The 21,728-nt window shown below is 63.7% G+C and carries 25 protein-coding genes, 1 other RNA gene and 1 pseudogene; 15 read left to right on the forward strand and 12 right to left on the reverse strand.

The genetic code is table 11. The annotated features are described in order from the left end of the window. Positions 1-49 precede the first annotated feature (49 nt). The 5 genes from LJ655_RS16655 to LJ655_RS16675 all read left to right on the forward strand — a co-directional run bounded on the left by LJ655_RS16655 (position 50) and on the right by LJ655_RS16675 (position 4,771). Complete coding sequence (locus LJ655_RS16655) at positions 50-1,363, forward strand: Glu/Leu/Phe/Val family dehydrogenase (RefSeq protein ID WP_230562351.1); 1,314 nt, start codon at positions 50-52, stop codon at positions 1,361-1,363. A 282-nt stretch (positions 1,364-1,645) separates the two neighbouring features. Further along, entirely contained in the window at positions 1,646-2,539 is an 894-nt protein-coding gene (locus tag LJ655_RS16660) for a glutamate/aspartate ABC transporter substrate-binding protein (protein ID WP_230562352.1), read from the forward strand. Positions 2,540-2,631: 92 nt separating this feature from the next. After that, the gene (locus LJ655_RS16665; protein ID WP_230562353.1) at positions 2,632-3,372 is read left to right on the forward strand and encodes an amino acid ABC transporter permease; all 741 of its coding nucleotides are present in this window, start codon (positions 2,632-2,634) and stop codon (positions 3,370-3,372) included. Next, positions 3,372-4,049: a glutamate/aspartate ABC transporter permease GltK gene (gltK, locus tag LJ655_RS16670; RefSeq protein ID WP_230562354.1), complete on the forward strand. Its 678-nt coding sequence runs from the start codon at positions 3,372-3,374 to the stop codon at positions 4,047-4,049. Before LJ655_RS16665 ends, gltK begins: the two co-directional genes overlap by 1 nt. After that, entirely contained in the window at positions 4,046-4,771 is a 726-nt protein-coding gene (locus LJ655_RS16675; protein WP_013090513.1) for an amino acid ABC transporter ATP-binding protein, read from the forward strand. The genes gltK and LJ655_RS16675 overlap by 4 nt, the downstream gene beginning before the upstream one ends. Positions 4,772-4,870: 99 nt before the next feature. Here the strand turns inward: LJ655_RS16675 and LJ655_RS16680 are convergent, their stop codons facing one another. Further along, a complete protein-coding gene (locus LJ655_RS16680; protein ID WP_230562355.1) occupies positions 4,871-5,830 on the reverse strand; it encodes a class II glutamine amidotransferase in 960 nt (319 codons plus the stop codon). A 162-nt stretch (positions 5,831-5,992) separates the two neighbouring features. Between LJ655_RS16680 and pyrC the strand changes: the two genes are divergently transcribed. Then, entirely contained in the window at positions 5,993-7,054 is a 1,062-nt protein-coding gene (gene pyrC, locus LJ655_RS16685) for a dihydroorotase (protein WP_230562356.1), read from the forward strand. A 128-nt stretch (positions 7,055-7,182) separates the two neighbouring features. On the opposite strand, the gene LJ655_RS30365 is transcribed toward pyrC, so the two are convergent. Beyond that, positions 7,183-7,443, reverse strand: coding sequence for a hypothetical protein (locus tag LJ655_RS30365; protein ID WP_230562357.1), 261 nt, complete (start codon positions 7,441-7,443; stop codon positions 7,183-7,185). On the opposite strand from LJ655_RS30365, the pseudogene LJ655_RS30370 reads away from it, so the two are divergent. After that, positions 7,402-7,917, forward strand: a pseudogene (locus tag LJ655_RS30370) (DUF3025 domain-containing protein); the annotation flags it as partial. The gene LJ655_RS30365 and the pseudogene LJ655_RS30370 sit on opposite strands and share 42 nt — an antisense overlap. A 129-nt stretch (positions 7,918-8,046) precedes the next feature. Further along, positions 8,047-8,460, forward strand: an RNA gene (rnpB, locus tag LJ655_RS16700) — RNase P RNA component class A. 91 nt (positions 8,461-8,551) lie between these two features. Here rnpB and LJ655_RS16705 read toward each other — a convergent pair. Then, entirely contained in the window at positions 8,552-8,974 is a 423-nt protein-coding gene (locus tag LJ655_RS16705; protein WP_230562358.1) for an OsmC family protein, read from the reverse strand. A gap of 329 nt (positions 8,975-9,303) precedes the next feature. Then, positions 9,304-9,468, reverse strand: a complete 165-nt coding sequence (locus LJ655_RS16710; protein WP_230562359.1) for a hypothetical protein — start codon at positions 9,466-9,468, stop codon at positions 9,304-9,306. 140 nt (positions 9,469-9,608) lie between these two features. Between LJ655_RS16710 and rplM the strand changes: the two genes are divergently transcribed. From rplM to erpA, 3 genes are all read left to right on the forward strand, one after another. Continuing rightward, positions 9,609-10,037 carry a 50S ribosomal protein L13 gene (gene rplM / locus LJ655_RS16715; RefSeq protein ID WP_008919631.1) on the forward strand — a complete coding sequence of 143 codons (429 nt, stop codon included), beginning with the start codon at positions 9,609-9,611 and terminating at the stop codon, positions 10,035-10,037. An 11-nt stretch (positions 10,038-10,048) separates the two neighbouring features. Continuing rightward, positions 10,049-10,441, forward strand: a complete 393-nt coding sequence (gene rpsI / locus LJ655_RS16720) for a 30S ribosomal protein S9 (protein ID WP_008919630.1) — start codon at positions 10,049-10,051, stop codon at positions 10,439-10,441. 235 nt (positions 10,442-10,676) lie between these two features. Continuing rightward, positions 10,677-11,042 carry an iron-sulfur cluster insertion protein ErpA gene (gene erpA / locus LJ655_RS16725; protein ID WP_013090506.1) on the forward strand — a complete coding sequence of 122 codons (366 nt, stop codon included), beginning with the start codon at positions 10,677-10,679 and terminating at the stop codon, positions 11,040-11,042. Positions 11,043-11,165: 123 nt separating this feature from the next. On the opposite strand, the gene LJ655_RS16730 is transcribed toward erpA, so the two are convergent. Further along, positions 11,166-12,296, reverse strand: coding sequence for an anhydro-N-acetylmuramic acid kinase (locus LJ655_RS16730; RefSeq protein WP_230562360.1), 1,131 nt, complete (start codon positions 12,294-12,296; stop codon positions 11,166-11,168). A 161-nt stretch (positions 12,297-12,457) separates the two neighbouring features. On the opposite strand from LJ655_RS16730, the gene tyrS reads away from it, so the two are divergent. The 3 genes from tyrS (at position 12,458) to LJ655_RS16745 (ending at position 14,934) form a co-directional block, all read left to right on the forward strand. After that, positions 12,458-13,708 (forward strand): tyrosine--tRNA ligase, encoded by a 1,251-nt coding sequence (tyrS, locus tag LJ655_RS16735; RefSeq protein ID WP_230562361.1) that lies wholly within the window; start codon positions 12,458-12,460, stop codon positions 13,706-13,708. Next, the gene (dtd, locus tag LJ655_RS16740) at positions 13,705-14,163 is read left to right on the forward strand and encodes a D-aminoacyl-tRNA deacylase (protein ID WP_230562362.1); all 459 of its coding nucleotides are present in this window, start codon (positions 13,705-13,707) and stop codon (positions 14,161-14,163) included. Before tyrS ends, dtd begins: the two co-directional genes overlap by 4 nt. A 102-nt stretch (positions 14,164-14,265) precedes the next feature. After that, on the forward strand, positions 14,266-14,934 hold the full coding sequence (locus tag LJ655_RS16745) for a histidine phosphatase family protein (RefSeq protein ID WP_230562363.1): 669 nt from the start codon (positions 14,266-14,268) through the stop codon (positions 14,932-14,934). Between the two features lie 36 nt (positions 14,935-14,970). Here the strand turns inward: LJ655_RS16745 and LJ655_RS16750 are convergent, their stop codons facing one another. The 4 genes from LJ655_RS16750 to ruvC form a co-directional block, all read right to left on the reverse strand. Continuing rightward, positions 14,971-15,948 (reverse strand): oxygenase MpaB family protein, encoded by a 978-nt coding sequence (locus tag LJ655_RS16750; protein WP_230562364.1) that lies wholly within the window; start codon positions 15,946-15,948, stop codon positions 14,971-14,973. A gap of 23 nt (positions 15,949-15,971) precedes the next feature. Further along, positions 15,972-17,033: a Holliday junction branch migration DNA helicase RuvB gene (gene ruvB / locus LJ655_RS16755; RefSeq protein ID WP_230562365.1), complete on the reverse strand. Its 1,062-nt coding sequence runs from the start codon at positions 17,031-17,033 to the stop codon at positions 15,972-15,974. A gap of 30 nt (positions 17,034-17,063) precedes the next feature. Further along, entirely contained in the window at positions 17,064-17,645 is a 582-nt protein-coding gene (ruvA, locus tag LJ655_RS16760) for a Holliday junction branch migration protein RuvA (protein WP_230562366.1), read from the reverse strand. An 89-nt stretch (positions 17,646-17,734) separates the two neighbouring features. Then, a complete protein-coding gene (gene ruvC / locus LJ655_RS16765) occupies positions 17,735-18,277 on the reverse strand; it encodes a crossover junction endodeoxyribonuclease RuvC (protein ID WP_230562367.1) in 543 nt (180 codons plus the stop codon). Positions 18,278-18,407: 130 nt separating this feature from the next. Between ruvC and LJ655_RS16770 the strand changes: the two genes are divergently transcribed. After that, positions 18,408-18,647: a hypothetical protein gene (locus LJ655_RS16770; protein ID WP_230562515.1), complete on the forward strand. Its 240-nt coding sequence runs from the start codon at positions 18,408-18,410 to the stop codon at positions 18,645-18,647. A gap of 74 nt (positions 18,648-18,721) precedes the next feature. Here LJ655_RS16770 and purH read toward each other — a convergent pair whose 3' ends face one another. From purH to dusB, 3 genes are read right to left on the reverse strand one after another with little or no spacing between them, the layout of a single operon-like run. Continuing rightward, positions 18,722-20,287, reverse strand: coding sequence for a bifunctional phosphoribosylaminoimidazolecarboxamide formyltransferase/IMP cyclohydrolase (gene purH, locus LJ655_RS16775; RefSeq protein ID WP_230562368.1), 1,566 nt, complete (start codon positions 20,285-20,287; stop codon positions 18,722-18,724). Positions 20,288-20,342: 55 nt separating this feature from the next. After that, complete coding sequence (locus tag LJ655_RS16780; protein WP_020069294.1) at positions 20,343-20,576, reverse strand: Fis family transcriptional regulator; 234 nt, start codon at positions 20,574-20,576, stop codon at positions 20,343-20,345. Then, entirely contained in the window at positions 20,573-21,634 is a 1,062-nt protein-coding gene (gene dusB, locus LJ655_RS16785) for a tRNA dihydrouridine synthase DusB (RefSeq protein WP_230562369.1), read from the reverse strand. Before dusB ends, LJ655_RS16780 begins: the two co-directional genes overlap by 4 nt. Positions 21,635-21,728 lie beyond the last annotated feature (94 nt).

Raw genomic sequence — 21,728 nt, forward strand, 5'->3', positions numbered from 1 at the left:
TACAGCGTTTTTCCACAATGCCCGTACTCGATCAAACGCCGGAGCGTTCATGTCAATCCAGCAACAAGCCGCGCAATCCGCTTCAACGTTGCAGTCCATTCCCTCGTATCTCAACAGCGACAACCTCGGCCCCTGGGGCAATTACCTGCGTCAGGTCGACCGCGTCGCGCCGTATCTTGGTTCGCTGTCCCGCTGGCTCGAAACCCTGAAGCGCCCAAAGCGCATTCTCATCGTGGATGTGCCCATCGAGCTCGATAACGGCACGGTCGCGCACTTCGAGGGCTATCGCGTTCAGCACAACGTGTCGCGCGGCCCGGGCAAGGGCGGCGTGCGTTATCACCAGGACGTTACGCTATCCGAAGTAATGGCGCTGTCCGCGTGGATGTCGGTGAAGAACGCGGCGGTGAACGTGCCGTACGGCGGCGCGAAGGGCGGCATCCGCGTCGATCCGCGCACGCTGTCGCGTGGTGAGCTGGAGCGTGTGACGCGCCGCTACACGAGCGAAATCGGCATCATCATCGGACCGAACACCGACATCCCCGCGCCGGACGTGAACACGAACGAGCAGATCATGGCGTGGATGATGGACACGTACTCGATGAACCAGGGCCAGACCGCCACCGGCGTCGTGACCGGCAAGCCGATTACGCTCGGCGGCTCGCTCGGGCGTCGCGAGGCGACCGGCCGCGGCGTGTTCGTGGTCGGCTGCGAAGCGGCGCGACGCATCGGCTTCGACATCGAAGGCGCGCGCATCGCGGTGCAGGGCTTCGGCAACGTCGGCGGGATCGCCGCGCGGCTGTTCCAGGAAGCGGGCGCGAGAGTCGTCGCGGTGCAGGACCACACCGGCTCGGTGTACAAGTCCACCGGCATCGACGCGGTCGCGCTGCTCGATCACGTCGCGAAGACGGGCGGCGTCGCCGGTTTCGCTGAGGCCGACGCGATCGCGAGCGATGAGTTCTGGATGGTCGAGTCGGACATCCTGATTCCGGCGGCGCTGGAAAATCAGATCACCGAAAAGAACGCCGGCAAGATCAGGACGAAGATCATCGTCGAGGGCGCGAACGGCCCGACCACCACGGCGGCCGACGACATCCTGCACGATCGCGGCATCCTCGTGATTCCGGACGTGGTCGCGAACGCGGGCGGTGTGACCGTTTCGTACTTCGAATGGGTGCAGGACTTCTCGAGCTTCTTCTGGACCGAGGACGAGATCAACGAGCGGCTCGAGCGCGTAATGCGCGAAGCGTTCGCGGCGGTTTGGCAGGTGTCGAGCGAGCAGAACGTGTCGGTGCGCACGGCGGCGTTTATCGTCGCGTGTAAGCGGATTCTGCAAGCGCGCGAGATGCGCGGCTTGTATCCCTGATCGACCGTGTTCTACTCTGTTTGAGACGGCGGTTACGCGGCCCGGCTTGCGGGCCGGTAGGCGCAACCGCCCCGACTTTGAGCATCAGCGCGGTCCACGAGACGGCGTGTTTTACCGGCGGACGACATCTATCGATGCCGTCCGCCTTCGCATGTGCGCGAAAAGGCTGTGCGACGGCGCTGCGGACTCTTCGCGGCGTGCGCGCAACAGCAAAATCAATAGTATTACTTTCAGAAAAATTACTTTGCTACACTGGCGCCCGTTCTTGCATAGGAGATCAAGATGAAGATTAAAAAAGCTGCGCTGCTGCTCGCCACTCTGGGATTGTTTACCGTTGGCGCGCACGCGCAAGATTCGGGCACGCTGAAAAAGATCAAGGACACGGGCGTCATCACGCTGGGCCACCGCGAATCGTCGATTCCGTTCTCGTATTACGACGACAAGCAGAACGTGATCGGCTACTCGCAGGATTACGCGATGAAGATCGTCGAGGCCGTCAAGCAGAAGCTGAACATGCCGAATCTGAAGGTCAAGCTCGTGCCGGTCACGTCGCAAAACCGCATTCCGCTGGTGCAGAACGGCACGGTCGACATCGAGTGCGGTTCCACCACGAATAACCTCGAGCGCCAGCAGCAGGCCGCCTTCACGAATACGATCTTCGTGATCGGCACGCGCCTCATGACGAAGAAAGACTCCGGCATCAAGGACTTCCCGGACCTGAAGGGCAAGACGGTCGTGACGACCGCCGGCACCACGTCCGAGCGCCTGCTTCGCAAGATGAACCAGGACAAGAACATGGGCATGAACATCATCAGCGCGAAGGATCACGGCGAGTCGTTCCTGACGCTGTCGACGGGTCGCGCCGCCGCGTTCATGATGGACGACGCGCTGCTCGCCGGCGAGCGCGCGAAGTCGAGCAATCCGGGCGATTTCGTGATCGTCGGCACGCCGCAATCGCGTGAGGCGTACGGCTGCATGTTGCGCAAGAACGACGCGGACTTCAAGAAGGTCGCCGACGACGCGATCGCGAAGGTGCAGCTCTCGAGCGAAGGCGAGCAGATCTACAAGCGCTGGTTCGAATCGCCGATCCCGCCGAAGGGCCTGAACCTGAACTTCCCGATGAGCGACGATATGCGCGCGCTGTTCAAGAACCCGAACGACAAGGCAATCGACTAAACGCTCACCGCTTTTTCGACACTTTCGTAACGCTGAACGGAACGGAAGGGGCCACGCGCTTCTTCCGTTTCTTTTTTGCCGGAGTCTTGGTCATGTCATATCACTGGAACTGGGGCATTCTGCTGAGTCCCGTCTCCACGGGCGAGCCGACCACCTATCTGGGCTGGCTGTTGTCAGGACTGTGGGTGACGGTCACCGTGTCGCTGTCGGCATGGGTGATCGCGCTGATCGTCGGTTCGCTCTTCGGCGTGCTGCGCACGGTGCCGAACAAATGGGCATCGGGCATCGGCACCGTCTACGTCGCGGTTTTCCGCAACATTCCGCTGATCGTGCAGTTCTTCATCTGGTATCTGGTGATACCGGAGTTGCTGCCCGTGTCGATCGGCAACTGGTTCAAGCAATTGCCGCCGAGCGCGCAGTTCTTCTCCTCGTCGATCGTGTGTCTCGGTCTCTTCACCGCCGCGCGCGTGTGCGAGCAGGTGCGCTCGGGCATCAACGCTCTGCCGCGCGGACAGCGCGCGGCCGGTCTCGCGGTGGGCTTCACCCAATGGCAGACGTATCGCTACGTGCTGCTGCCGGTCGCGTACCGGATCATCGTGCCGCCGCTCACCTCGGAGTTTCTGAACATCTTCAAGAACTCCGCGGTCGCTTCGACGATCGGTCTGCTCGATCTGTCCGCGCAGGCGCGTCAGCTCGTCGACTATACGGCGCAGACGTATGAGTCGTTCATTGCGGTCACGCTCGCGTACATGCTGATCAATCTGATCGTGATGCAACTGATGCGCTGGGTCGAAGCGAAGACCCGGCTGCCCGGCTATATCGGAGGCAAGTGATGCATCATTTCGACTGGAGCGGTATTCCGGGCGCGCTGCCTACGCTGTGGACCGGCGCCATCATCACGTTCAAGATCACGCTGGTCGCGATCGTGTTCGGCATCATCTGGGGCACCATTCTCGCAATGTTCCGGCTGTCGCCCATCAAACCCCTCGCATGGTTCGCGCAGGGCTACGTGACGATCTTCCGTTCGATCCCGCTCGTGATGGTGCTGCTGTGGTTTTTCCTGATCGTGCCGCAGGTGCTGCAAAGCGTGCTCGGTCTGTCGGCGGACATCGACATCCGGCTGGCCTCGGCAATGGTCGCGTTCTCGCTGTTCGAGGCCGCGTATTATTCCGAGATCATCCGCGCCGGCATTCAGGCGGTGCCGCGCGGCCAGGTCAACGCGTCGTTCGCGCTCGGCATGACCTATGGACAGGCGATGCGTCTGATCATCCTGCCGCAGGCATTCCGCGCGATGGTGCCGCTGTTGCTCACGCAAGGTATCGTGCTGTTTCAGGATACGTCGCTCGTCTACGTGATCAGCCTCGCCGACTTCTTCCGCACGGCCACGAATATTGGCGATCGTGACGGCACGAATGTCGAGATGGTACTGTTCGCGGGTGCGGTTTATTTCGTGATCTGCGTGATCGCGTCGAGCCTCGTCAAAGGTCTTCAGAAAAAGGTCGCAAGATGATCTCTATCAAGAATGTTTCGAAGTGGTATGGCCACTTCCAGGTGCTGACCGACTGCACGACGGAAGTCAAAAAGGGTGAAGTGGTCGTGGTGTGCGGGCCGTCCGGTTCGGGCAAGTCCACGCTGATCAAGACTGTCAACGGCCTCGAGCCGTTTCAGAAGGGCGAGATCGTCATCAACGGCCAATCGCTGACCGACAAGAAAACCAATCTGTCGAAGCTGCGCTCGAAGGTCGGCATGGTGTTTCAGCATTTCGAGCTGTTCCCGCATCTGTCGATCGTGCAGAACCTGACGCTCGCGCAGATCAAGGTGCTTGGCCGCTCGAACGACGAGGCGACGGCGAAGGGCCTGAAGCTGCTCGATCGCGTGGGTCTGCGCGCGCATGCGGACAAGTATCCGGGGCAGCTTTCCGGTGGTCAGCAGCAGCGCGTGGCGATTGCGCGCGCGCTGTCGATGGACCCGATCGCGATGCTGTTCGACGAGCCGACTTCGGCGCTCGATCCGGAGATGATCAATGAAGTGCTCGACGTGATGGTCGAACTCGCGCAGGAAGGCATGACGATGATGTGCGTGACGCACGAAATGGGCTTTGCAAAGAAGGTCGCGCATCGCGTGATCTTCATGGACAAGGGCCTGATCGTCGAAGACGACCGCAAGGAAGACTTCTTTGCGAATCCGAAGTCGGATCGCGCGAAGGACTTTCTCGCGAAGATTCTGCACTGAGGTTCGGCGCGCAGGCCTCGGCCCGGGGCTTGCATCGGATGAAAAAAAGCCGCTTCTCGGAGCGGCTTTTTGTTGCCCGGGTTCAGGGGCGGCAGCGGCTTAGGACTCGAACGCCGCTGCGTCGTCCGCGGCTTCCAGATCAGCCTCGCTGTCGGGCGAAAGCGCGGTCCCGCTCGTACCCGCTGCGTGAGCGCCGCCCGACGCTGCAATCGTCGTGGCCGACGCCGATGCATCGAGCGCCGGATTGCGCAGCTTGTCGAGCACCGACTCCGGCACCGGAATGTTGGTGCGGCCGATCACTTCGCCATGCTGGAACATCAGCAGATCGCCAGGATTGAACGAGATCCACACTTCGTTGTCGGTCAGCGGCTTGGTCGCGATCACCGCGACGCGGTCTTCGGGCGTCGTGTATTGGGCGAAATCGATCGACACGTCGGCGTCGACCAGATGCGCGGTCGAAAACGGCCAACGGCGCACAAGGTAATGCAGATGCGTCGAGCAATGCGCGAACAGCGCCTGGCCATTCGACATCAGGAAATTGAACACGCCGTATTGCGTGATGTCGCGCGTGAGCGCTTCGAGCGCGGCCAGGAGTTCGTGAAGCGGTGGTTGCTGCGTGCCCGGAAAGGCCTTGCGCAGCCCTTGCAGCAGCGCGCAGAACGCGAGTTCACTGTCGGTCGTGCCCACCGGCTGGTACACGCCGTTCAGCTGCGGCGCGTAGGCCTGCAGATCGCCGTTATGCGCGAAGATCCAGTGACGCCCCCACAGTTCGCGCATGAACGGGTGGCAGTTTTCGAGCAGGATGTGCCCTTGGGTCGCCTTGCGGATGTGCGCGATCGTGTTTTTGGATTTGATCGGGTAACGCTTGACCATCTCGGCGATCGGCGACGTGGCCGACGATTGATGATCGATGAACAACCGGCAGGCCTTGTCCTCGAAGAAAGCGATGCCCCAGCCGTCGGCGTGGTGATCGGTGACGCCGCCACGCGCCGCGAAACCGGTGAAGGAAAACGTGACGTCCGTCGGCGCGGCGCAGTTCATTCCGAGAAGTTGGCACATGTTGCGGTGAGCCTGTGAACGGAGCGAGCCGTTACAATGATGATTTTCCAAGCATATCACCGAGCCGGAGACGCCAAAAAGCAGAATTGACATGTGTTCGGGCCGCAACAACGCGGTTTGACCGGTCGATCAGCCAGGCGCGCGAAGTCTCGTTTCCCTGCCATGACTGCTTCCAACGTTTCCCCCGATTCCATCACGCTGGTCCGCCCGGACGACTGGCATCTGCATGTGCGCGACGGTGCGATGCTCGCGGCCGTGCTGCCCGATACCGTGCGCCAGTTCGGCCGCGCGATCATCATGCCGAACCTGAAGCCGCCGGTCACGACGACGGCGATGGCCGGGGCGTATCGCGAGCGCATCATCGCCGCGATTCCCGAGGGCGCGAAATTCGAGCCGCTGATGACGCTGTACCTGACCGACAACACGCCGCCCGACGAAATCCGCCGCGCGCGCGAAAGCGGCTTCGTGCACGGCGTGAAGCTGTACCCGGCGGGCGCGACGACGAACTCCGACGCGGGTGTCACCGACCTGATGAAGTGCGCGAAGACGCTGGAGATGATGCAGGAAGTGGGCATGCCGCTGCTGGTGCACGGCGAGGTGACGGATTCGGACATCGATCTCTTCGATCGCGAGAAGGTCTTCATCGATCGCGTGATGACGCCGCTGCGCCGCGAGTTTCCGGCGCTCAAGGTGGTGTTCGAGCACATCACGACGAAGGACGCGGTCGACTACGTCCGCGAAGCGGGCGCCGCTGCCGAACTGCTTGGCGCGACGATCACCGCGCACCATCTGCTGTACAACCGCAACGCGATCTTCCAGGGCGGCATCCGTCCGCATTACTACTGCCTGCCGGTGCTGAAGCGCGAGACGCATCGCGTCGCGCTGGTCGAAGCGGCGACATCCGGCAATCCGCGCTTCTTTCTCGGCACCGACAGCGCGCCGCATCCAAAGGGGCTGAAGGAGCATGCGTGCGGATGCGCGGGCTGCTATACCGCGCTGCACGCGCTCGAGCTTTACACCGAAGCGTTCGACAAAGCCGGTGCGCTCGACAAGCTCGAAGGCTTCGCGAGCTTCCACGGTGCGGACTTCTACCGTTTGCCGCGCAATACGGAGAAGGTCACGCTGCGTCGCGAGGAATGGACGCTGCCGGCCGAGCTGCCGGCGGGCGATACGCCGGTCGTGCCGCTGCGCGGCGGCGAGTCGATTGGCTGGCGTCTCGTTTGAGGCAGCGCTAGATGCGGGAGTTCGAGGCGGGACAGTGCGCCACGGATGAGGTGGCGGCCCAAGCGGGCTTCACGGTAGCGCACGAAACCGCGGCCAAAGCCGCGCGCGGCATGGTACCCGAACCAATATCACCGGACTTCGCCGCAATCGACTGGTCGAAGGCGTGGTTTGCGCAATTCGCCGCCCGCGGTCAGCGTTGGCAGCAAGCGGCGCTGACCAGCTACGCGGACCTGCTCGCCACGATGAACGCCGATGCCGCCCAGATCCAACAAACCACCGGCCGCGGCCGGCGTCTTACGTTTATCGCGCAGGACGATCTGCCCGCGGGTGCCGCTTATGAAGCGCATATCGCGTCGACCGGTTGCGTGCCGACGCGCCACGATCTGCACGACTTCTTCAACGGCTCGATGTGGTTCGCCTTTCCGCGCATCAAAGCGGCGCTGAACGCGCGCCAGTCGGCGGAACTGGACGTGCTCGGCGTCGGCCCCACGCGCGGCGGCGTGCGCGACATGTTGACCCTCTTCGACGAAAACGCGCTGCTGTTCGCCTGCGCCGATCCTTCGCTGAGCGCTGCGCTACGCGGCTTCGACTGGCAGACGCTGTTCGTCGCGCGGCGCGATGCGTGGGGGCGCGGCTGTGAAGTGCGTTGCTTCGGCCATGCGCTGCTGGAAAAGCTGATCGCGCCGTTCAAGGGCTGCACCGGCCATGCCTGGATCGTCGACGTGCCGGCAGCCTATTTCGACTGGGATGCCTCTGCGCGCAACGCGTGGCTCGACGAAGCGGTCAGCGCGGCGCTGCTCGGCACCGACGCTTTGACCAGCCGGATGTTCGCGCCGTTGCCCGTGCTCGGCATTCCGGGCTGGTGGCCTGATAACGAATCGCCGGCGTTCTACGACGACACGTCCGTGTTTCGCGCGGGGCGGCGCGAGCGCCAGGCGCGGGACAGGTCTGCGTCGGCCGCATCGGCGATCGGTGTTAAAATCCGCGCCAGCAAAGCAGGCCAGGCAGTCGCGGCCTCGACGGTTTCGGCCAGCGAGGGCGAGGAAAGTCCGGACTCCACAGGGCAGGGTGATGGCTAACGGCCATCCGTGGCGACACGCGGAACAGGGCAACAGAGAGCAGACCGCCGATGGCCCGGCGCAAGCCGGGATCAGGTAAGGGTGAAACGGTGCGGTAAGAGCGCACCGCGGCTGTCGCAAGGCAGACCGGCACGGTAACCTCCACCCGGAGCAATTCCAAGTAGGCAGGCGCGCATCTTCGCGATGCAGGACGGGGCCCCCGTCTCGTCTGCGGGTAGGAAGCTTGAGCGCGTCAGTAATGGCGCGCCTAGAGGAATGGCTGCCACGCGCGTCGCGTCTTCGGACGCGATGCGTGCACAGAATCCGGCTTATCGGCCTGCTTTGCCGCTGAATAAGAAAAGCCGGCGTCCGTTGGGACGCCGGCTTTTTATTTGGGCAAGTATGGCGGCCATGGCCGCTATCGCGATGGTTACCGCGCTCAGATCGCGACGATGTCGAACGAATGCGTGAGCTCGGCGGTCTTCGCGATCATGATCGATGCCGAGCAATACTTGTCGTGCGACAGGTTGATCGCGCGCTCGACGGTCGCCGGGTTCAGATTCTTGCCCGTCACCGTGAAGTGGAAATGGATCTTCGTGAACACCTTCGGATCTTCGCTCGCGCGCTCGGCCTTCAGCGTCACCGAGCAGCCGGCGATTTCCTGACGGCTTTTCTTCAGGATCATCACGACGTCGTAGGCGGTGCAGCCGCCGGTACCGAGCAACACCATCTCCATCGGACGCGGCGCGAGATTGCGGCCGCCACCTTCGGGCGCGCCGTCCATCGTGACCAGATGGCCGCTACCCGTCTCGGCCGCGAACGCCATCCCGTCTTGCCCCATCCAGCTTACTTTGCATTCCATGCTGTGACTCCCACCGCGCATCGCTATATCGAGTCGGCATTGTAGCCCGGTGTCTGACAATTGGTTCACACTGCGCGCACCGCGAATCTATGCCCTCTGATCGGTTTCATGCTGCAATGCAGAACGGGCGCGCGATTCCGAAGACGGCGAGCGATTTAGGGGTTTGACTCTAGTGGATGCTTGAAGCGGTCATCATTCCCTAATCCTTAGTGCTTGATCCAAAAGGAGTTTCGCGAAACGCGCTTCATTCGGCCGTTTTTTACATTATGAAATCGTATTTCGCAATGCAAATGTTCTTGCGTCGCACAAGGGCGAGTCTTATAATCGCTTCATCGTTGCAGCAGTTCTGCAACCTCCGCTGTCTCCTCCACCTCCTCCTTTGGTGGATTAAACCCGAACCGCTCGTTCGGGTTTTTTTTCGCCCGTGCCGGTCCGGCGTTTCGCCCCGTTTTCGAGCCGTTCGCGGCCAGCGCAGCGCACGTTTTGACTTGCAAGCGCAAATTCCTTTATAATTCAGGGCTTTTCCGCATCCGCGCCCGCGGAGGAAGAACCAGGGAGAGCCTGCACGCGCCTCGATGCGCACACTACAAGCAGGAAAAAACACATTGGGCGCAGCAATTTTTTTGGATCGATCATGAAGACGTTTTCCGCAAAAGCCCATGAGGTGGCGCGCGAATGGTACGTGATTGACGCGACGGATAAGGTTCTCGGGCGTGTCGCCAGCGAAGTGGCACACCGTCTTCGCGGCAAGCACAAGCCTGAATTCACTCCGCACGTCGACACCGGTGATTTCATCATCGTTATCAACGCCGGCAAGCTGAAGGTCACGGGCAACAAGGTTACCGACAAGAAGTACTACCGTCACTCGGGCTACCCGGGCGGTATCTATGAAACGACGTTCGGCAAGATGCAAGAACGCTTCCCGGGCCGCGCGCTCGAGAAGGCGGTCAAGGGCATGCTGCCGAAGGGCCCGCTCGGCTACGCGATGATCAAGAAGCTGAAGGTCTACGCTGACGCAACGCATCCGCATTCGGCACAACAGCCGAAGGCGCTCGAGATCTAAGGGGAGCCCACATGATCGGTAACTGGAATTACGGCACGGGCCGCCGCAAGAGCGCCGTCGCTCGCGTGTTCATCAAGGCAGGCAAGGGCGACATCGTGGTCAACGGCAAGCCCATCGCCGACTACTTCTCGCGCGAAACGTCGCTGATGATCGTGCGTCAGCCGCTCGAACTCACGAACCACGGCACCACGTTCGACATCAAGGTCAACGTCACGGGTGGCGGTGAAACGGGTCAAGCCGGTGCGGTTCGCCACGGCATCACCCGCGCGCTGATGGACTACGACGCAACGCTGAAGCCGGAGCTGTCGAAGGCCGGCTTCGTCACGCGTGACGCTCGTGAAGTCGAACGTAAGAAGGTCGGCTTCCACAAGGCACGTCGCCGCAAGCAGTTCTCGAAGCGTTAATCGTTTCGGGCGCGAACCGGCTTTCACGCCGGTTTGCAGAAAAAGCCGCCAACGCCATGCGCGAAGGCGGCTTTTTTTATGGCCCCGCCTGGGTTCGCGGGCCGGCCTCGCCCGCTCGATTAGCAATGAATCACCTTGCATCGACCTTGCAGCAAGAACCCATTGAGTTTGTGGGCTTCAGCACGATATTCGGATCAGCCCTACAATATCGCTTAAAGCTTTTTGGAGAGTTCGAATGAACGCAGTCACCGACACCCCCGTGACCGAGATGCCGGCCCCCTTCGTCTTTACCGACGCAGCGGCTGACAAGGTCAAGCAACTGATCGATGAGGAAGGCAACCCGGAGCTCAAGCTGCGCGTGTTCGTGCAGGGCGGCGGCTGCTCAGGCTTCCAGTACGGCTTCACGTTTGACGAGGCGATCAATGAAGACGACACCGTGATGAACAAGAGCGGTGTACAACTACTGATCGATTCGATGAGCTACCAGTACCTGGTCGGCGCCGAGATCGATTACAAGGACGACATCAACGGCGCGCAGTTCGTCATCAAGAACCCGAACGCGACCACGACCTGCGGTTGCGGCTCGTCGTTCTCGGTCTGAGCGCAAAGGCTCGTCAAGTCACAGCGAAAGAAACGGGGCCGAGAGGCCCCGTTTCTCATTGCTTTCGCGCCGCGTAGGCAGCGTGCGGCAGCCAATAAGCGCTTGTTTTCATCCCATCCTTTCTCAGCGCGGATAAATCGCCCCCAGCACCCGCTCCGCGGACGCGCCGGTCACGCTCGGCAGATTGCCTGGCAGACGCGCGATGCAACGCATCGCGAGCCACGCGAACGCGAGCGGCTCGACCTGGCTCGGCGGCACGCCCAGCGCGTCGGTCGTCAAGACAGGTACGGCGCTTACACCGCTATCTTCGAGGGCCCGTTGCAACGCCTTCATGATCTCAGGATTGCGCGCACCGCCGCCGCATACATACACCGCGCGCGCGTCGGAGGCATGACGCTCGATTTCGCGCGCGACCGTCACCGCGGTCAGCGCGACGAGCGTCGCCTGTACGTCGGCCGGCGCAAGCGCGGCGAACGGCTTGAGTTTCGCGTCGAGCCATGCGGTGTTGAACAGATCGCGGCCGGTACTCTTCGGCGGCTGTTCGGCGAAGAACGGTTCGTCGAGCAACGCGTCCAGCAGCTCGTGATTCACCTGGCCGCTCGCCGCGAAATGACCGTTTTCGTCGAATGGCTTGCCGAGATGGCGCTCGGCCCACGCGTCGAGCAGCGCGTTCGCCGGGCCGCAGTCAAAGCCGCGCACGGCGCCGTTCGCATTCAGTATCGTGATGTTGCTGATGCCGCCAAGATTGCAGACGACGCGCGTTTCGTTCTTCGCGCCGAAGATCGTCGCGTGAAAAGCGGGCACGAGCGGTGCGCCCTGGCCGCCCGAGGCGACGTCGCGGCTGCGGAAATCGGCGACCACGTCGATGTGCAACATTTCCGCTAGCAGCGCCGGGTTGTTGATCTGTCGCGTATAGCCCATTTCGGGCCGATGCCGCACGGTCTGTCCATGCACGCCGATCGCGCGGACGTCGTCGGCCGACACGCGGCTGTCGCGCAGCAGATCGTGGCAGCACACCGTGTAGCGCGCCGCAAGCGCGTTGGCGGCGAGCGCCTCACGCTCGATCTCGTTGTCCCCGGGCTGCTGCAGCGCGAACAGCGCCTGGCGAATGCCGGCCGAGAAGCCGACGAACGCTTCGGCCAGTACCTCCGGTGGCTTCCCTTTGGCAAACCGGACGGCCACCCCGTCCACACCGTCCATACTGGTTCCCGACATCAGTCCGAAATAGATGCCGTCTGCGGGGTCTTGCGCCACGTCGCTGCTCCTGTCGATGTTCGTTGCGATTCGTTGTAGCAGATTATCGGCGCAAGTGCGGTTCAGGATAAGCGTGGCGCGGGTGCCGCGCGCGCGTCAGTGGGCGCGGCGGCGCGCATCTATGGGACAATCCTGTTTTTTCGCGACTTCACGTTTCCAGCATGAGCACCGAGTCCACCCAGCCCAATCCCGCTTCCGCCTTCCCGATCACCGACGAAGTCCGTCACGCGCTCGCCGTAACCAAGCGAGGCGTCGACGAACTGCTGATCGAAGACGAATTCGCGCAAAAGCTCGCGCGCAGCGCGGCGACGGGCAAGCCGCTGCGCATCAAGCTCGGGCTCGATCCGACCGCGCCCGACATCCACATCGGTCACACGGTCGTGCTGAACAAGATGCGCCAACTGCAGGACCTCGGCCACACGGTGATCTTCCTGATCGGCGATTTCACGTCGCTGATCGGCGATCCGTCGGGGCGTAACGCGACCCGCCCGCCGCTCACGCGCGAGCAGATCGAATCGAACGCGAAGACCTACTTCGAGCAGGCCGCGCTCGTGCTCGATCGCGACAAGACCGAGATCCGCTACAACAGCGAATGGTCGATGCCGCTCGGCGCCGACGGCATGATCAAGCTCGCGTCGCGTTACACGGTCGCGCGCATTCTCGAGCGCGAGGACTTCACGAAGCGCTTCCAGAGCGGCGTGCCGATCTCGATCCACGAATTCCTGTACCCGCTGATGCAGGGCTACGACTCGGTCGCACTGAACGCAGACCTCGAACTCGGCGGCACGGATCAGAAGTTCAACCTGCTGGTCGGCCGCGAGTTGCAGAAGCAGTACGGCCAGGAGCAGCAGTGCATCCTGACGATGCCGTTGCTCGAAGGGCTCGACGGCGTCGAGAAGATGTCGAAGTCGAAGAACAACTACATCGGGATCAGCGAAAAGCCGAACGACATGTTCGGCAAGCTGATGAGCATCTCCGACACGCTGATGTGGCGTTACTTCGAACTGCTGTCGTTCCGCCCGCTCGACGAGATCGCCGGCTTCAAGCGTGAAGCCGACGCGGGCCGCAATCCGCGCGACTTCAAGGTGATGCTCGGCCAGGAAATCGTCGCGCGTTTCCACTCACAGGCAGATGCCGAGCGCGCGCTCGAAGACTTCAATCATCGCGCGAAGGGCGGCGTGCCCGACGATATTCCCGCAGTGATGCTCGCGGGCGCACCGCTCGCGATCGGCCAGTTGCTGAAGCAGGCGAACCTCGTGCCGTCGACGAGCGAGGCGTTGCGCAACATCGAGCAGGGCGGCGTGAAGATCGACGGCACCGCGGTGTCCGACAAGGGCCTGAAGGTCGAAGCGGGCGAGTACGTCGTGCAAGTCGGCAAGCGCCGCTTCGCGCGCGTGACGCTGACGGCGTGATCGCGCTGATCCAACGCGTGCGGCGCGCCGAAGTGCGCGTCGCCGATCGTGTGACGGGCGCGATCGACGCGGGTCTGCTCGCGCTCGTGTGCGCGGAGCGCGGCGACACCGAGGCTGTCGCCGACAAGCTGCTCGCCAAGGTGCTCGGTTACCGTGTATTCAGCGACGCGGCCGGCAAGATGAACCTGTCGGTGCAGAATCTCGACGGCGCCGGGCGCGCGGGCGGGTTGCTGCTCGTCTCGCAGTTCACGCTGGCGGCCGATACCAACAGCGGCCTGCGCCCGAGCTTTACGCCAGCCGCGCCGCCCGACGAGGGCAAGCGCCTGTTTGACTACTTCGTCGCGGCCGCGCGCGCGAAGCATCCGATCGTGCAGACAGGCGAGTTCGGCGCGGATATGCAAGTGTCGCTCGTCAACGACGGGCCGGTCACGTTCTGGTTGCAGACCAACGCATAAGAGAGCGCTAACGTTCGAGCGCTCCGTCGCCGCAAGCGAGGTGTGCCGGCGCTTTTTGCGACAATAGCCGCTCGGCCCCATCGACGACGGCACCTCTCTCTCATGACGACGCAGATCCTGTTTATCCGGCACGGCGAGACCGACTGGAACCGCATCAAGCGCATTCAAGGCCACATTGACATACCGCTCGCGGCGACGGGCATCGCCCAGGCGCGGCGTCTCGCGCAGCGCTTCGCCGACGAGGCGAAGCAGGGCGCACGGCTCGACGCGATCTATTCAAGCGACCTGCAGCGCGCGCGCCAGACCGCGCAGCCGATCGGCGATGCGCTCGGCCTGCCGCTACTCTCGCGCGAGCACTTGCGCGAGCGCTCGTACGGTGCGTTCCAAGGCCATGACAGCGACGAAATCGCGCAACGTTTCCCCGACGAATACGCGCAGTGGCAAACCCGCGACCCCGGCTTCGCGCCCCCCGAGGGCGAGTCGCAACGTGTGTTCTACCATCGCATCGTGCATGCGATCGAGCCGCTCGTCGCCGCGCATCCGGGCGGGCGCATCGCCTGCGTCACGCATGGGGGCGTGCTCGACTGCGTGCGCCGCTTTGCAACCGGCATGCGGCTCGACGCACCGCGCGACTACCCGCTGCTGAACACCAGCCTGAACGTCGTGGATTACCTGAACGGTCGCGCGACGATCGTGTCGTGGGCGGACGTAGCGCATCTCGACGCGGGCAGCGCCGACGATGATGGTTTCAGGAAGGGACCGGGGCGGTAAGCAAAGGCGGGCAAGCTCGCAAGACGCGTGCCGCAATCAATCCCGCTCCCGCACCGCCGCCGCGGCGCGGCGCTTGGCCCGCTTCGCGACCCCATTGACCAGCGCCCAGCGAATCACCGGCGCGACGACCCGCACGCCGGGCCGCGTGAAGGTGCGACGCAGTGCCGCGTAGCGATTCAAGCCGAGCATCTGCTGCGCCCAGTCGGGCAGCAGATCGACGCCAGCATTGAGCATCAGCGTGCCGGCGGGCCGCATGGCCAGGCTTGGTGCAGGTGCGGTCATCAGAATCCGGACGACTTCGCGCGTGCGTTCGCTCGCGACGAGCGCGGGCCGCATCGCGAGCAGATACGCTTCGATCTCGGCGCGCGAGCGCGGAATGTCGATGGCGCCAAGCATTTCCGCGATGCGCGCGGTCTCTGCGAAGTATTGATCCTGCGCGGCGACGGACAGCACCGGATTCACGTAGCGCAGATGCGCGGTCATGAAGCTCGACACTTCGGCGACGTGCACCCATGTCAGCAAGGCGGGTTCGCTCGCGCGATACGACTGGCCGTCCGGCGCGAGGCCGGTCACGTCGAGATGGATACGCTTCACGCGTTCGATCAGCGCAAGTGCATCGACCCTGCTGCCGTACGTCGTGCCGGCGATGAACGTCGCCGTGCGACGCAACCGGCCCAGAATGTCGGTGCGAAAGCTCGAATGGTCCCAGACGCCCGCGAGCGCAAGCGGATGCAGCGCCTGCAGCAGCAGCGCGCTGATGCCGCCCGTCATCATCGACGTGAAGTCGGCGTGGACTTTCCAGCAGACCGAGTCGGGCCCGAACAGGCCGGGATCGCCCGGCGGTGACGAGTAGTCGAGCACGGGGCCGCTGCCGGTCGTCAGATGTGTAACGCCGGCGGCGAGCTTCGAGCGCAGGCGATGGGTGAGCCGCTGCGTGAAGTTGCCGGACGGATCGCCGGCGGGATTGACGGGTGAACGGTTGGAAGGGCCGGGTTGCTGGGTCTGGTCGGACATCCTGGTCAGCCTCGTCGCACGAGTCAGTTCGTGGAATCCCACAGACCGGGGAGCGCGCTCGACGAATCCGGCGCGGTCAGCCCGAAATGCCGGTAGGTGAGCAACGTGGCGACACGGCCGCGCGGCGTGCGCTGCAGGAAGCCCTGCTGGATCAGATACGGCTCGAGCACGTCTTCGATCGTGTCGCGCTCCTCGCCGATCGCCGCCGCGAGATTGTCGACACCGACCGGGCCGCCGTCGAACTTGTACAGGATCGCTTCGAGCAGCTTGCGGTCCATCAGGTCGAAGCCGACCGCGTCGACGTCGAGCATGCTGAGCGCGGCGTCGGCCACCTGCGCGGTGATGTTGCCGTCCGCCTTGACTTCGGCGAAGTCGCGCACCCGCCGCAGCAGGCGGTTCGCGATACGCGGCGTGCCGCGCGCGCGACGGGCGATTTCGAATGCGCCGTCCGGATGGATTTGCGCGCCGAGCAGCGAGGCCGAACGCGTGACGATGCGCGCGAGCTCTTCCGCGTTATAGAACTCGAGCCGCGCAACGATGCCGAAGCGGTCGCGCAGCGGATTGGTCAGCATGCCCGCGCGCGTGGTCGCGCCGACGAGCGTGAACGGCTGCAGGTCGAGCTTCACGCTGCGCGCGGCCGGCCCCTCGCCGATCATGATGTCGATCTGATAATCCTCGAGCGCGGGGTAGAGAATTTCCTCGACGACCGGCGAGAGCCGGTGGATTTCGTCGATGAACAGCACGTCGTTGGCTTCCAGATTCGTGAGCAGCGCGGCGAGGTCGCCGGCGCGTTCGAGCACCGGCCCCGACGTTTGCCGGAGATTGACGCCCATCTCACGCGCGATGATGTGCGCGAGCGTGGTCTTGCCGAGGCCCGGCGGGCCGAATAGCAGCACGTGGTCGAGCGATTCTGAACGGCGCTTCGCGGCCTCGATGAAGATTTCGAGCTGGCCGCGTACTTTCTCCTGCCCGACATATTCCTCGAGCTGGCGCGGACGCAGCGCGCGCTCGAATGCTTCTTCGTTCGGCGACACGGGCGTGGCCGCGATGATGCGCTCGGCGGCGAGTTTGTCGGTTTCGATCATAGGGTCATTGTACCGCGCGCGGCTTGGCGCTTAGCCCTTCGACAGCGCCTTCAACGCGAGCTTGATGCCCTCGGACACTCCCGTGCCAGCGGGCACGTTCTTGATAGCGGCGAGCGCTTCTTTTTCCGAGTAGCCGAGCGCGAGCAGCGCATTGAGGATGTCGGACGCGTGGTCGGACGCCGACGCGGCGCCCGCCATCGCGCCGAGGTCGGCGCCGAGCTTGCCTTTCAGTTCGAGCAGCAGCCGCTCGGCGGTCTTCTTGCCGATGCCCGGCACGCGCGTGAGGCGCGCGGCGTCCTGCATCGTGACGGTCTGCGCAAGCTCCGCGACGCTCATGCCCGACAGCACCGCGAGCGCCATGCGCGCACCGATGCCGGAAATCTTCAGCAGTTCGCGGAAGGTCGCGCGTTCCTGCGCAGTGCCGAAGCCGTACAGCAGATGTGCGTCCTCGCGCACGATCGTCTGTGTGAGCAGCACGACGCGCTCGCCTGTCGACGGCAGGTTGTAGAACGTGCTCATCGGCACGTCCACTTCGTAGCCGACGCCGTTGCAGTCGACGAGCAGATGCGGCGGATTTTTTTCCAGCAGAACGCCGGCAATGCGACCGATCATGGCGGATTCGTTTTCAGAGTCGGATGGGAATGCGCGAGTTTAGCGCAGCGCATCGGCGGTGCGTATGGCGTAGCGGCTAGCACCTCGCGCTAGCCGACCAGACGGCCGCGCCGTACCCGCAGCCCCTTCTTCGCGAGCGCCGGCGCGATGCCGCCGAGCGTGCTCAGCGTCGAGCCGCCGTGCGCGTGGCAGATGGCCATGCCGAGCGCGTCGGCGGCGTCGGTGCCCGGTATGCCGGACAGGCTCAGCAGGCGTACGACCATCTGCTGCATCTGCTCCTTGGTCGCACGGCCATAGCCGACCACCGACTGCTTCAACTGCAAGGCGGTGTACTCGGCGACCGGCACGCCGCCCGCGACGAGCCCGCAGATCGCTGCGCCGCGCGCCTGGCCGAGCAGCAGCGTCGACTGCGGATTGACGTTGACGAAGACTTTTTCGATCGCCGCCTGATCCGGCGCGTGCTCGCGGATCAAGGTCGAGATGCCTGCGAAGATGGTGCCGAGCCGCGACGGCAGATCGGCGTCGGCGGTGCGGATCACGCCGCTCGCGACGTAGCGCAGCGTGTGGCCGTGCTGTTCGATCACGCCGAAGCCGGTCACGCGCAGGCCGGGGTCGATGCCGAGAATTCTCATGAAGTGCCGCAGGAGCGCTAAAAACCAGGTGCCTGCGATACTACAACGAACACGGCGCGTGGCGGCCCGCTGGCAGCATGCGTGGCGGAATAAAAACTGCTATGGCATTGCCCAGGGAGGGCCATCGGGAATGGAGCGCTACCGCAATCTCAGCGGCGACTCGGGTGTCGACGCTTACGAAATCGGCGACGATTTCATCAAGGTGCGCTTTCGGCCGGGCGTCGCGTATTGGTACACAGAGGCGAGTGTGGGCGCCGACCATGTCGCCGTGCTGAAGCGTCTTGCGCGGCGCGGCAAGGGTTTGGGCACGTACATCAGTCAACACCCGCAAGTGCGGGACGGTTACGCCCGCAAAGATCCGAACGATTGAGCGCGCCGCTCCAAAGCAAAAGGCCCGGCAGGACAACCCGCCGGGCCTCTTTTCAGCTATCGAATTTCAGCCGGTCAATGACGGAAGTGACGCACGCCGGTCAGCACCATCGCGATGTTGTGCTCGTCGGCCGCCATGACCACCTCGTCGTCGCGCACCGAACCGCCCGGCTGGATCACGCAGGTCGCGCCTGCCGCGACGACCACGTCGAGACCGTCGCGGAACGGGAAGAACGCGTCCGACGCGACCGCCGAACCCGCCAGCGTCAGACCGGCGTTCTGCGCCTTGATGCTCGCGATACGCGCCGAGTCCACGCGGCTCATCTGGCCCGCGCCGACGCCGAGCGTCATGCCGTTCGCGCAGAACACGATCGCGTTCGACTTCACGTACTTCGCGACGCGCCATGCGAACAGCAGGTCGTCCATTTCCTTCGGCGTCGGGTGACGCTTCGTGACGACGCGCAGCTCGCGCGGCTGCACGTTCTTCGAGTCGAGCGACTGCACCAGCAGGCCGCCGCCGACGCGCTTCAGATCGAACGTGTTGTGGCCTTCGCCCAAAGCGATTTCGAGCAGACGCACGTTCTGCTTCGCCGCGAACACCTGGCGTGCCTCGGCGCTGAACGACGGCGCGATCAGCACTTCGACGAACTGCTTTGCGACCGCTTGCGCGGCCGCTTCGTCAACTTCACGATTGAACGCGATGATGCCGCCGAACGCCGAGGTCGGATCGGTCTGGAACGCCTTCGAGTACGCTTCGTGCGCATCCGCGCCGAGCGCGACGCCGCATGGATTCGCGTGCTTGACGATCACGCAGGCCGGCACGTCGAAGGTCTTCACGCATTCCCACGCCGCGTCGGAATCGGCGATGTTGTTGTACGACAGTTCCTTGCCCTGCAACTGGTTGTAGTTCGCAAGCGCGCCGGCCGGCACCGTCAGGTCGCGGTAGAACGCCGCGCTCTGATGCGGGTTTTCGCCGTAGCGCAGGTCCTGCACCTTCTCGAACGCCATGTTGAAGGTGGCCGGATATTCGTTGCGCGAGGCGTGCTGCAACTCGTCGGTCAGGCTCGTCAGATAGTTCGTGATCGCGCCGTCGTACTGCGCGGTGTGCGCGTACACCTTGGTCGCCAGGCGGAAGTTCGTCTTGTACGACACCGTGTTGCCGTTCGCGCGCATTTCGTCGAGCACGAGCGCGTAGTCGGCAGGATCCACCACCACCGTCACGTCGCGGTGATTCTTAGCGGCCGAACGCAGCATGGTCGGGCCGCCGATGTCGATGTTCTCGATCGCGTCTTCCAGCGAGCACTCTTCCTTCGACACGGTCTGCACGAACGGGTACAGGTTCACGACCAGCAGGTCGATGGTCGGAATGTCATGCTTCTCGAGCGCGGCCATGTGCTCGGGCAGATCGCGGCGCGCGAGGATGCCGCCGTGCACCTTCGGATGCAGCGTTTTCACACGCCCATCGAGCATTTCAGGGAAGCCCGTGTAGTCGGCGACTTCGGTGACGGACAGGCCCGCGTCCGCGAGCAGTTTCGCGGTGCCGCCGGTCGACAGGATCTTGATGCCGAGGTCCGACAGCGATTTGGCGAAGTCGACGATGCCGGACTTGTCTGAAACGGAGATGAGCGCTTGCTTGATCATGATGAAGACGAAAAGCCGAAGGGAAACGTGGCAGGGCGCCGGAAGCTACAACGCGCTACAGCAAACCGTGTTGTTGCAGCTTCTTGCGCAGCGTATTGCGGTTGATGCCGAGATACTCGGCGGCCAGCGACTGATTACCGCCGGCCTGCTCGAGCACCACTTCGAGCAAGGGTTTTTCCACGCATGAAATGACCATGTCGTAGACGTCGTGCGGATTGGACCCGTCGAGATCCTGGAAATACACGCCCAGGCTGTCGCGGACGGATTGTTCGATATTGTTCTTGCTCATGCTGCTAGTCGGTCGGTGGGGTCCTCGCCCTGGCTGTCGGGCGCTTCGTCGACGTAGACGAGGCGGTCTGAGATCGCCTTCTGCGCGTCAAAGAACTCGTTGACGGCGAGGAGTTGTTCGCGCGTGGTGTCCAGCGTATTCATGCGATGCCGGAACAGGTTGGCGCCGGAAAGGCCGCGAGTGTACCAGCCGATGTGCTTGCGCGCAGTGCGCACACCGGTAAATTCCCCGTAGAAAGCGTAGTGATCTTCGAGATGCTCGTTCATCACCTGCTGGATCTCGTCGATGCGCGGCGGCGGCAGCAGCTCGCCCGTTTGCAGGAAATGCCCGATTTCGCGAAACAGCCACGGCCGGCCCTGCGCGGCGCGACCGATCATGATCGCGTCCGCGCCGGTCGCGGCGAGCACATCGCGCGCTTTTTGCGGCGAGGTGATGTCGCCGTTCGCGACGACCGGAATGCGTACCGCCGCTTTCACCGCGGCGATGGTGTCGTATTCGGCGTCACCGTGGTAGAGATCGGCGCGCGTGCGGCCGTGCACGGTCAGCATCGAAATGCCCGCTGCTTGCGCGAGACGCGCGACATTCAGCGCGTTCCTGTTTTCGCGATTCCAGCCGGTGCGGATTTTCAACGTGACAGGCACCGCGTCTGGCCCGACGCCGACCGCGTTGACGACGGCCTCGACGATCCGCTGCACGAGCGGCTCGTTCTGCAGCAGGGCCGAGCCGGCCGCGACGTTGCAGACCTTCTTGGCCGGGCAGCCCATGTTGATGTCGATGATCTGCGCGCCGTTCGCGACGTTGTAGCGGGCGGCTTCGGCCATCATGTCCGGGTCCGCGCCGGCGATCTGCACCGCGATGGGCTCGACCTCGCCTTCGTGGTTCGCGCGGCGCATGGTCTTTTCGCTTTTCCATAGCTGCGCGTTCGACGCGACCATTTCCGACACCGCGTAGCCCGCGCCGAGCCGTTTGCACAGCTGGCGGAACGGCCGGTCGGTGACGCCCGCCATTGGGGCGACGAACAGATTGTTGCGCAGATTGTGGGAGCCGAGAGTGGGCATGACGTGAGCGCGCCCAGGCGACGGACCACGACCTGAAGATCGTGACGGCCGACGCAGCGCGAAATGCGAGGGAAAACCTGTATTTTAGCGTTAA

Source organism: Paraburkholderia translucens (genome assembly GCF_020881035.1).
Classification (GTDB): Bacteria; Pseudomonadota; Gammaproteobacteria; order Burkholderiales; family Burkholderiaceae; genus Paraburkholderia; species Paraburkholderia translucens.

What these genes read in the sequence shown, in the direction of transcription:
- LJ655_RS16655 (WP_230562351.1), top strand. Translation starts at nt 50, where the DNA reads ATGTCAATCCAGCAACAAGCCGCGCAATCCGCTTCAACGTTGCAGTCC.
- LJ655_RS16660 (WP_230562352.1), top strand. Translation starts at nt 1,646, where the DNA reads ATGAAGATTAAAAAAGCTGCGCTGCTGCTCGCCACTCTGGGATTGTTT.
- LJ655_RS16665 (WP_230562353.1), top strand. Translation starts at nt 2,632, where the DNA reads ATGTCATATCACTGGAACTGGGGCATTCTGCTGAGTCCCGTCTCCACG.
- gltK (WP_230562354.1), top strand. Translation starts at nt 3,372, where the DNA reads ATGCATCATTTCGACTGGAGCGGTATTCCGGGCGCGCTGCCTACGCTG.
- LJ655_RS16675 (WP_013090513.1), top strand. Translation starts at nt 4,046, where the DNA reads ATGATCTCTATCAAGAATGTTTCGAAGTGGTATGGCCACTTCCAGGTG.
- LJ655_RS16680 (WP_230562355.1), bottom strand. Translation starts at nt 5,830, where the DNA reads ATGTGCCAACTTCTCGGAATGAACTGCGCCGCGCCGACGGACGTCACG.
- pyrC (WP_230562356.1), top strand. Translation starts at nt 5,993, where the DNA reads ATGACTGCTTCCAACGTTTCCCCCGATTCCATCACGCTGGTCCGCCCG.
- LJ655_RS16705 (WP_230562358.1), bottom strand. Translation starts at nt 8,974, where the DNA reads ATGGAATGCAAAGTAAGCTGGATGGGGCAAGACGGGATGGCGTTCGCG.
- rplM (WP_008919631.1), top strand. Translation starts at nt 9,609, where the DNA reads ATGAAGACGTTTTCCGCAAAAGCCCATGAGGTGGCGCGCGAATGGTAC.
- rpsI (WP_008919630.1), top strand. Translation starts at nt 10,049, where the DNA reads ATGATCGGTAACTGGAATTACGGCACGGGCCGCCGCAAGAGCGCCGTC.
- erpA (WP_013090506.1), top strand. Translation starts at nt 10,677, where the DNA reads ATGAACGCAGTCACCGACACCCCCGTGACCGAGATGCCGGCCCCCTTC.
- tyrS (WP_230562361.1), top strand. Translation starts at nt 12,458, where the DNA reads ATGAGCACCGAGTCCACCCAGCCCAATCCCGCTTCCGCCTTCCCGATC.
- LJ655_RS16745 (WP_230562363.1), top strand. Translation starts at nt 14,266, where the DNA reads ATGACGACGCAGATCCTGTTTATCCGGCACGGCGAGACCGACTGGAAC.
- LJ655_RS16750 (WP_230562364.1), bottom strand. Translation starts at nt 15,948, where the DNA reads ATGTCCGACCAGACCCAGCAACCCGGCCCTTCCAACCGTTCACCCGTC.
- ruvB (WP_230562365.1), bottom strand. Translation starts at nt 17,033, where the DNA reads ATGATCGAAACCGACAAACTCGCCGCCGAGCGCATCATCGCGGCCACG.
- ruvA (WP_230562366.1), bottom strand. Translation starts at nt 17,645, where the DNA reads ATGATCGGTCGCATTGCCGGCGTTCTGCTGGAAAAAAATCCGCCGCAT.
- ruvC (WP_230562367.1), bottom strand. Translation starts at nt 18,277, where the DNA reads ATGAGAATTCTCGGCATCGACCCCGGCCTGCGCGTGACCGGCTTCGGC.
- LJ655_RS16770 (WP_230562515.1), top strand. Translation starts at nt 18,408, where the DNA reads ATGGAGCGCTACCGCAATCTCAGCGGCGACTCGGGTGTCGACGCTTAC.
- purH (WP_230562368.1), bottom strand. Translation starts at nt 20,287, where the DNA reads ATGATCAAGCAAGCGCTCATCTCCGTTTCAGACAAGTCCGGCATCGTC.
- LJ655_RS16780 (WP_020069294.1), bottom strand. Translation starts at nt 20,576, where the DNA reads ATGAGCAAGAACAATATCGAACAATCCGTCCGCGACAGCCTGGGCGTG.
- dusB (WP_230562369.1), bottom strand. Translation starts at nt 21,634, where the DNA reads ATGCCCACTCTCGGCTCCCACAATCTGCGCAACAATCTGTTCGTCGCC.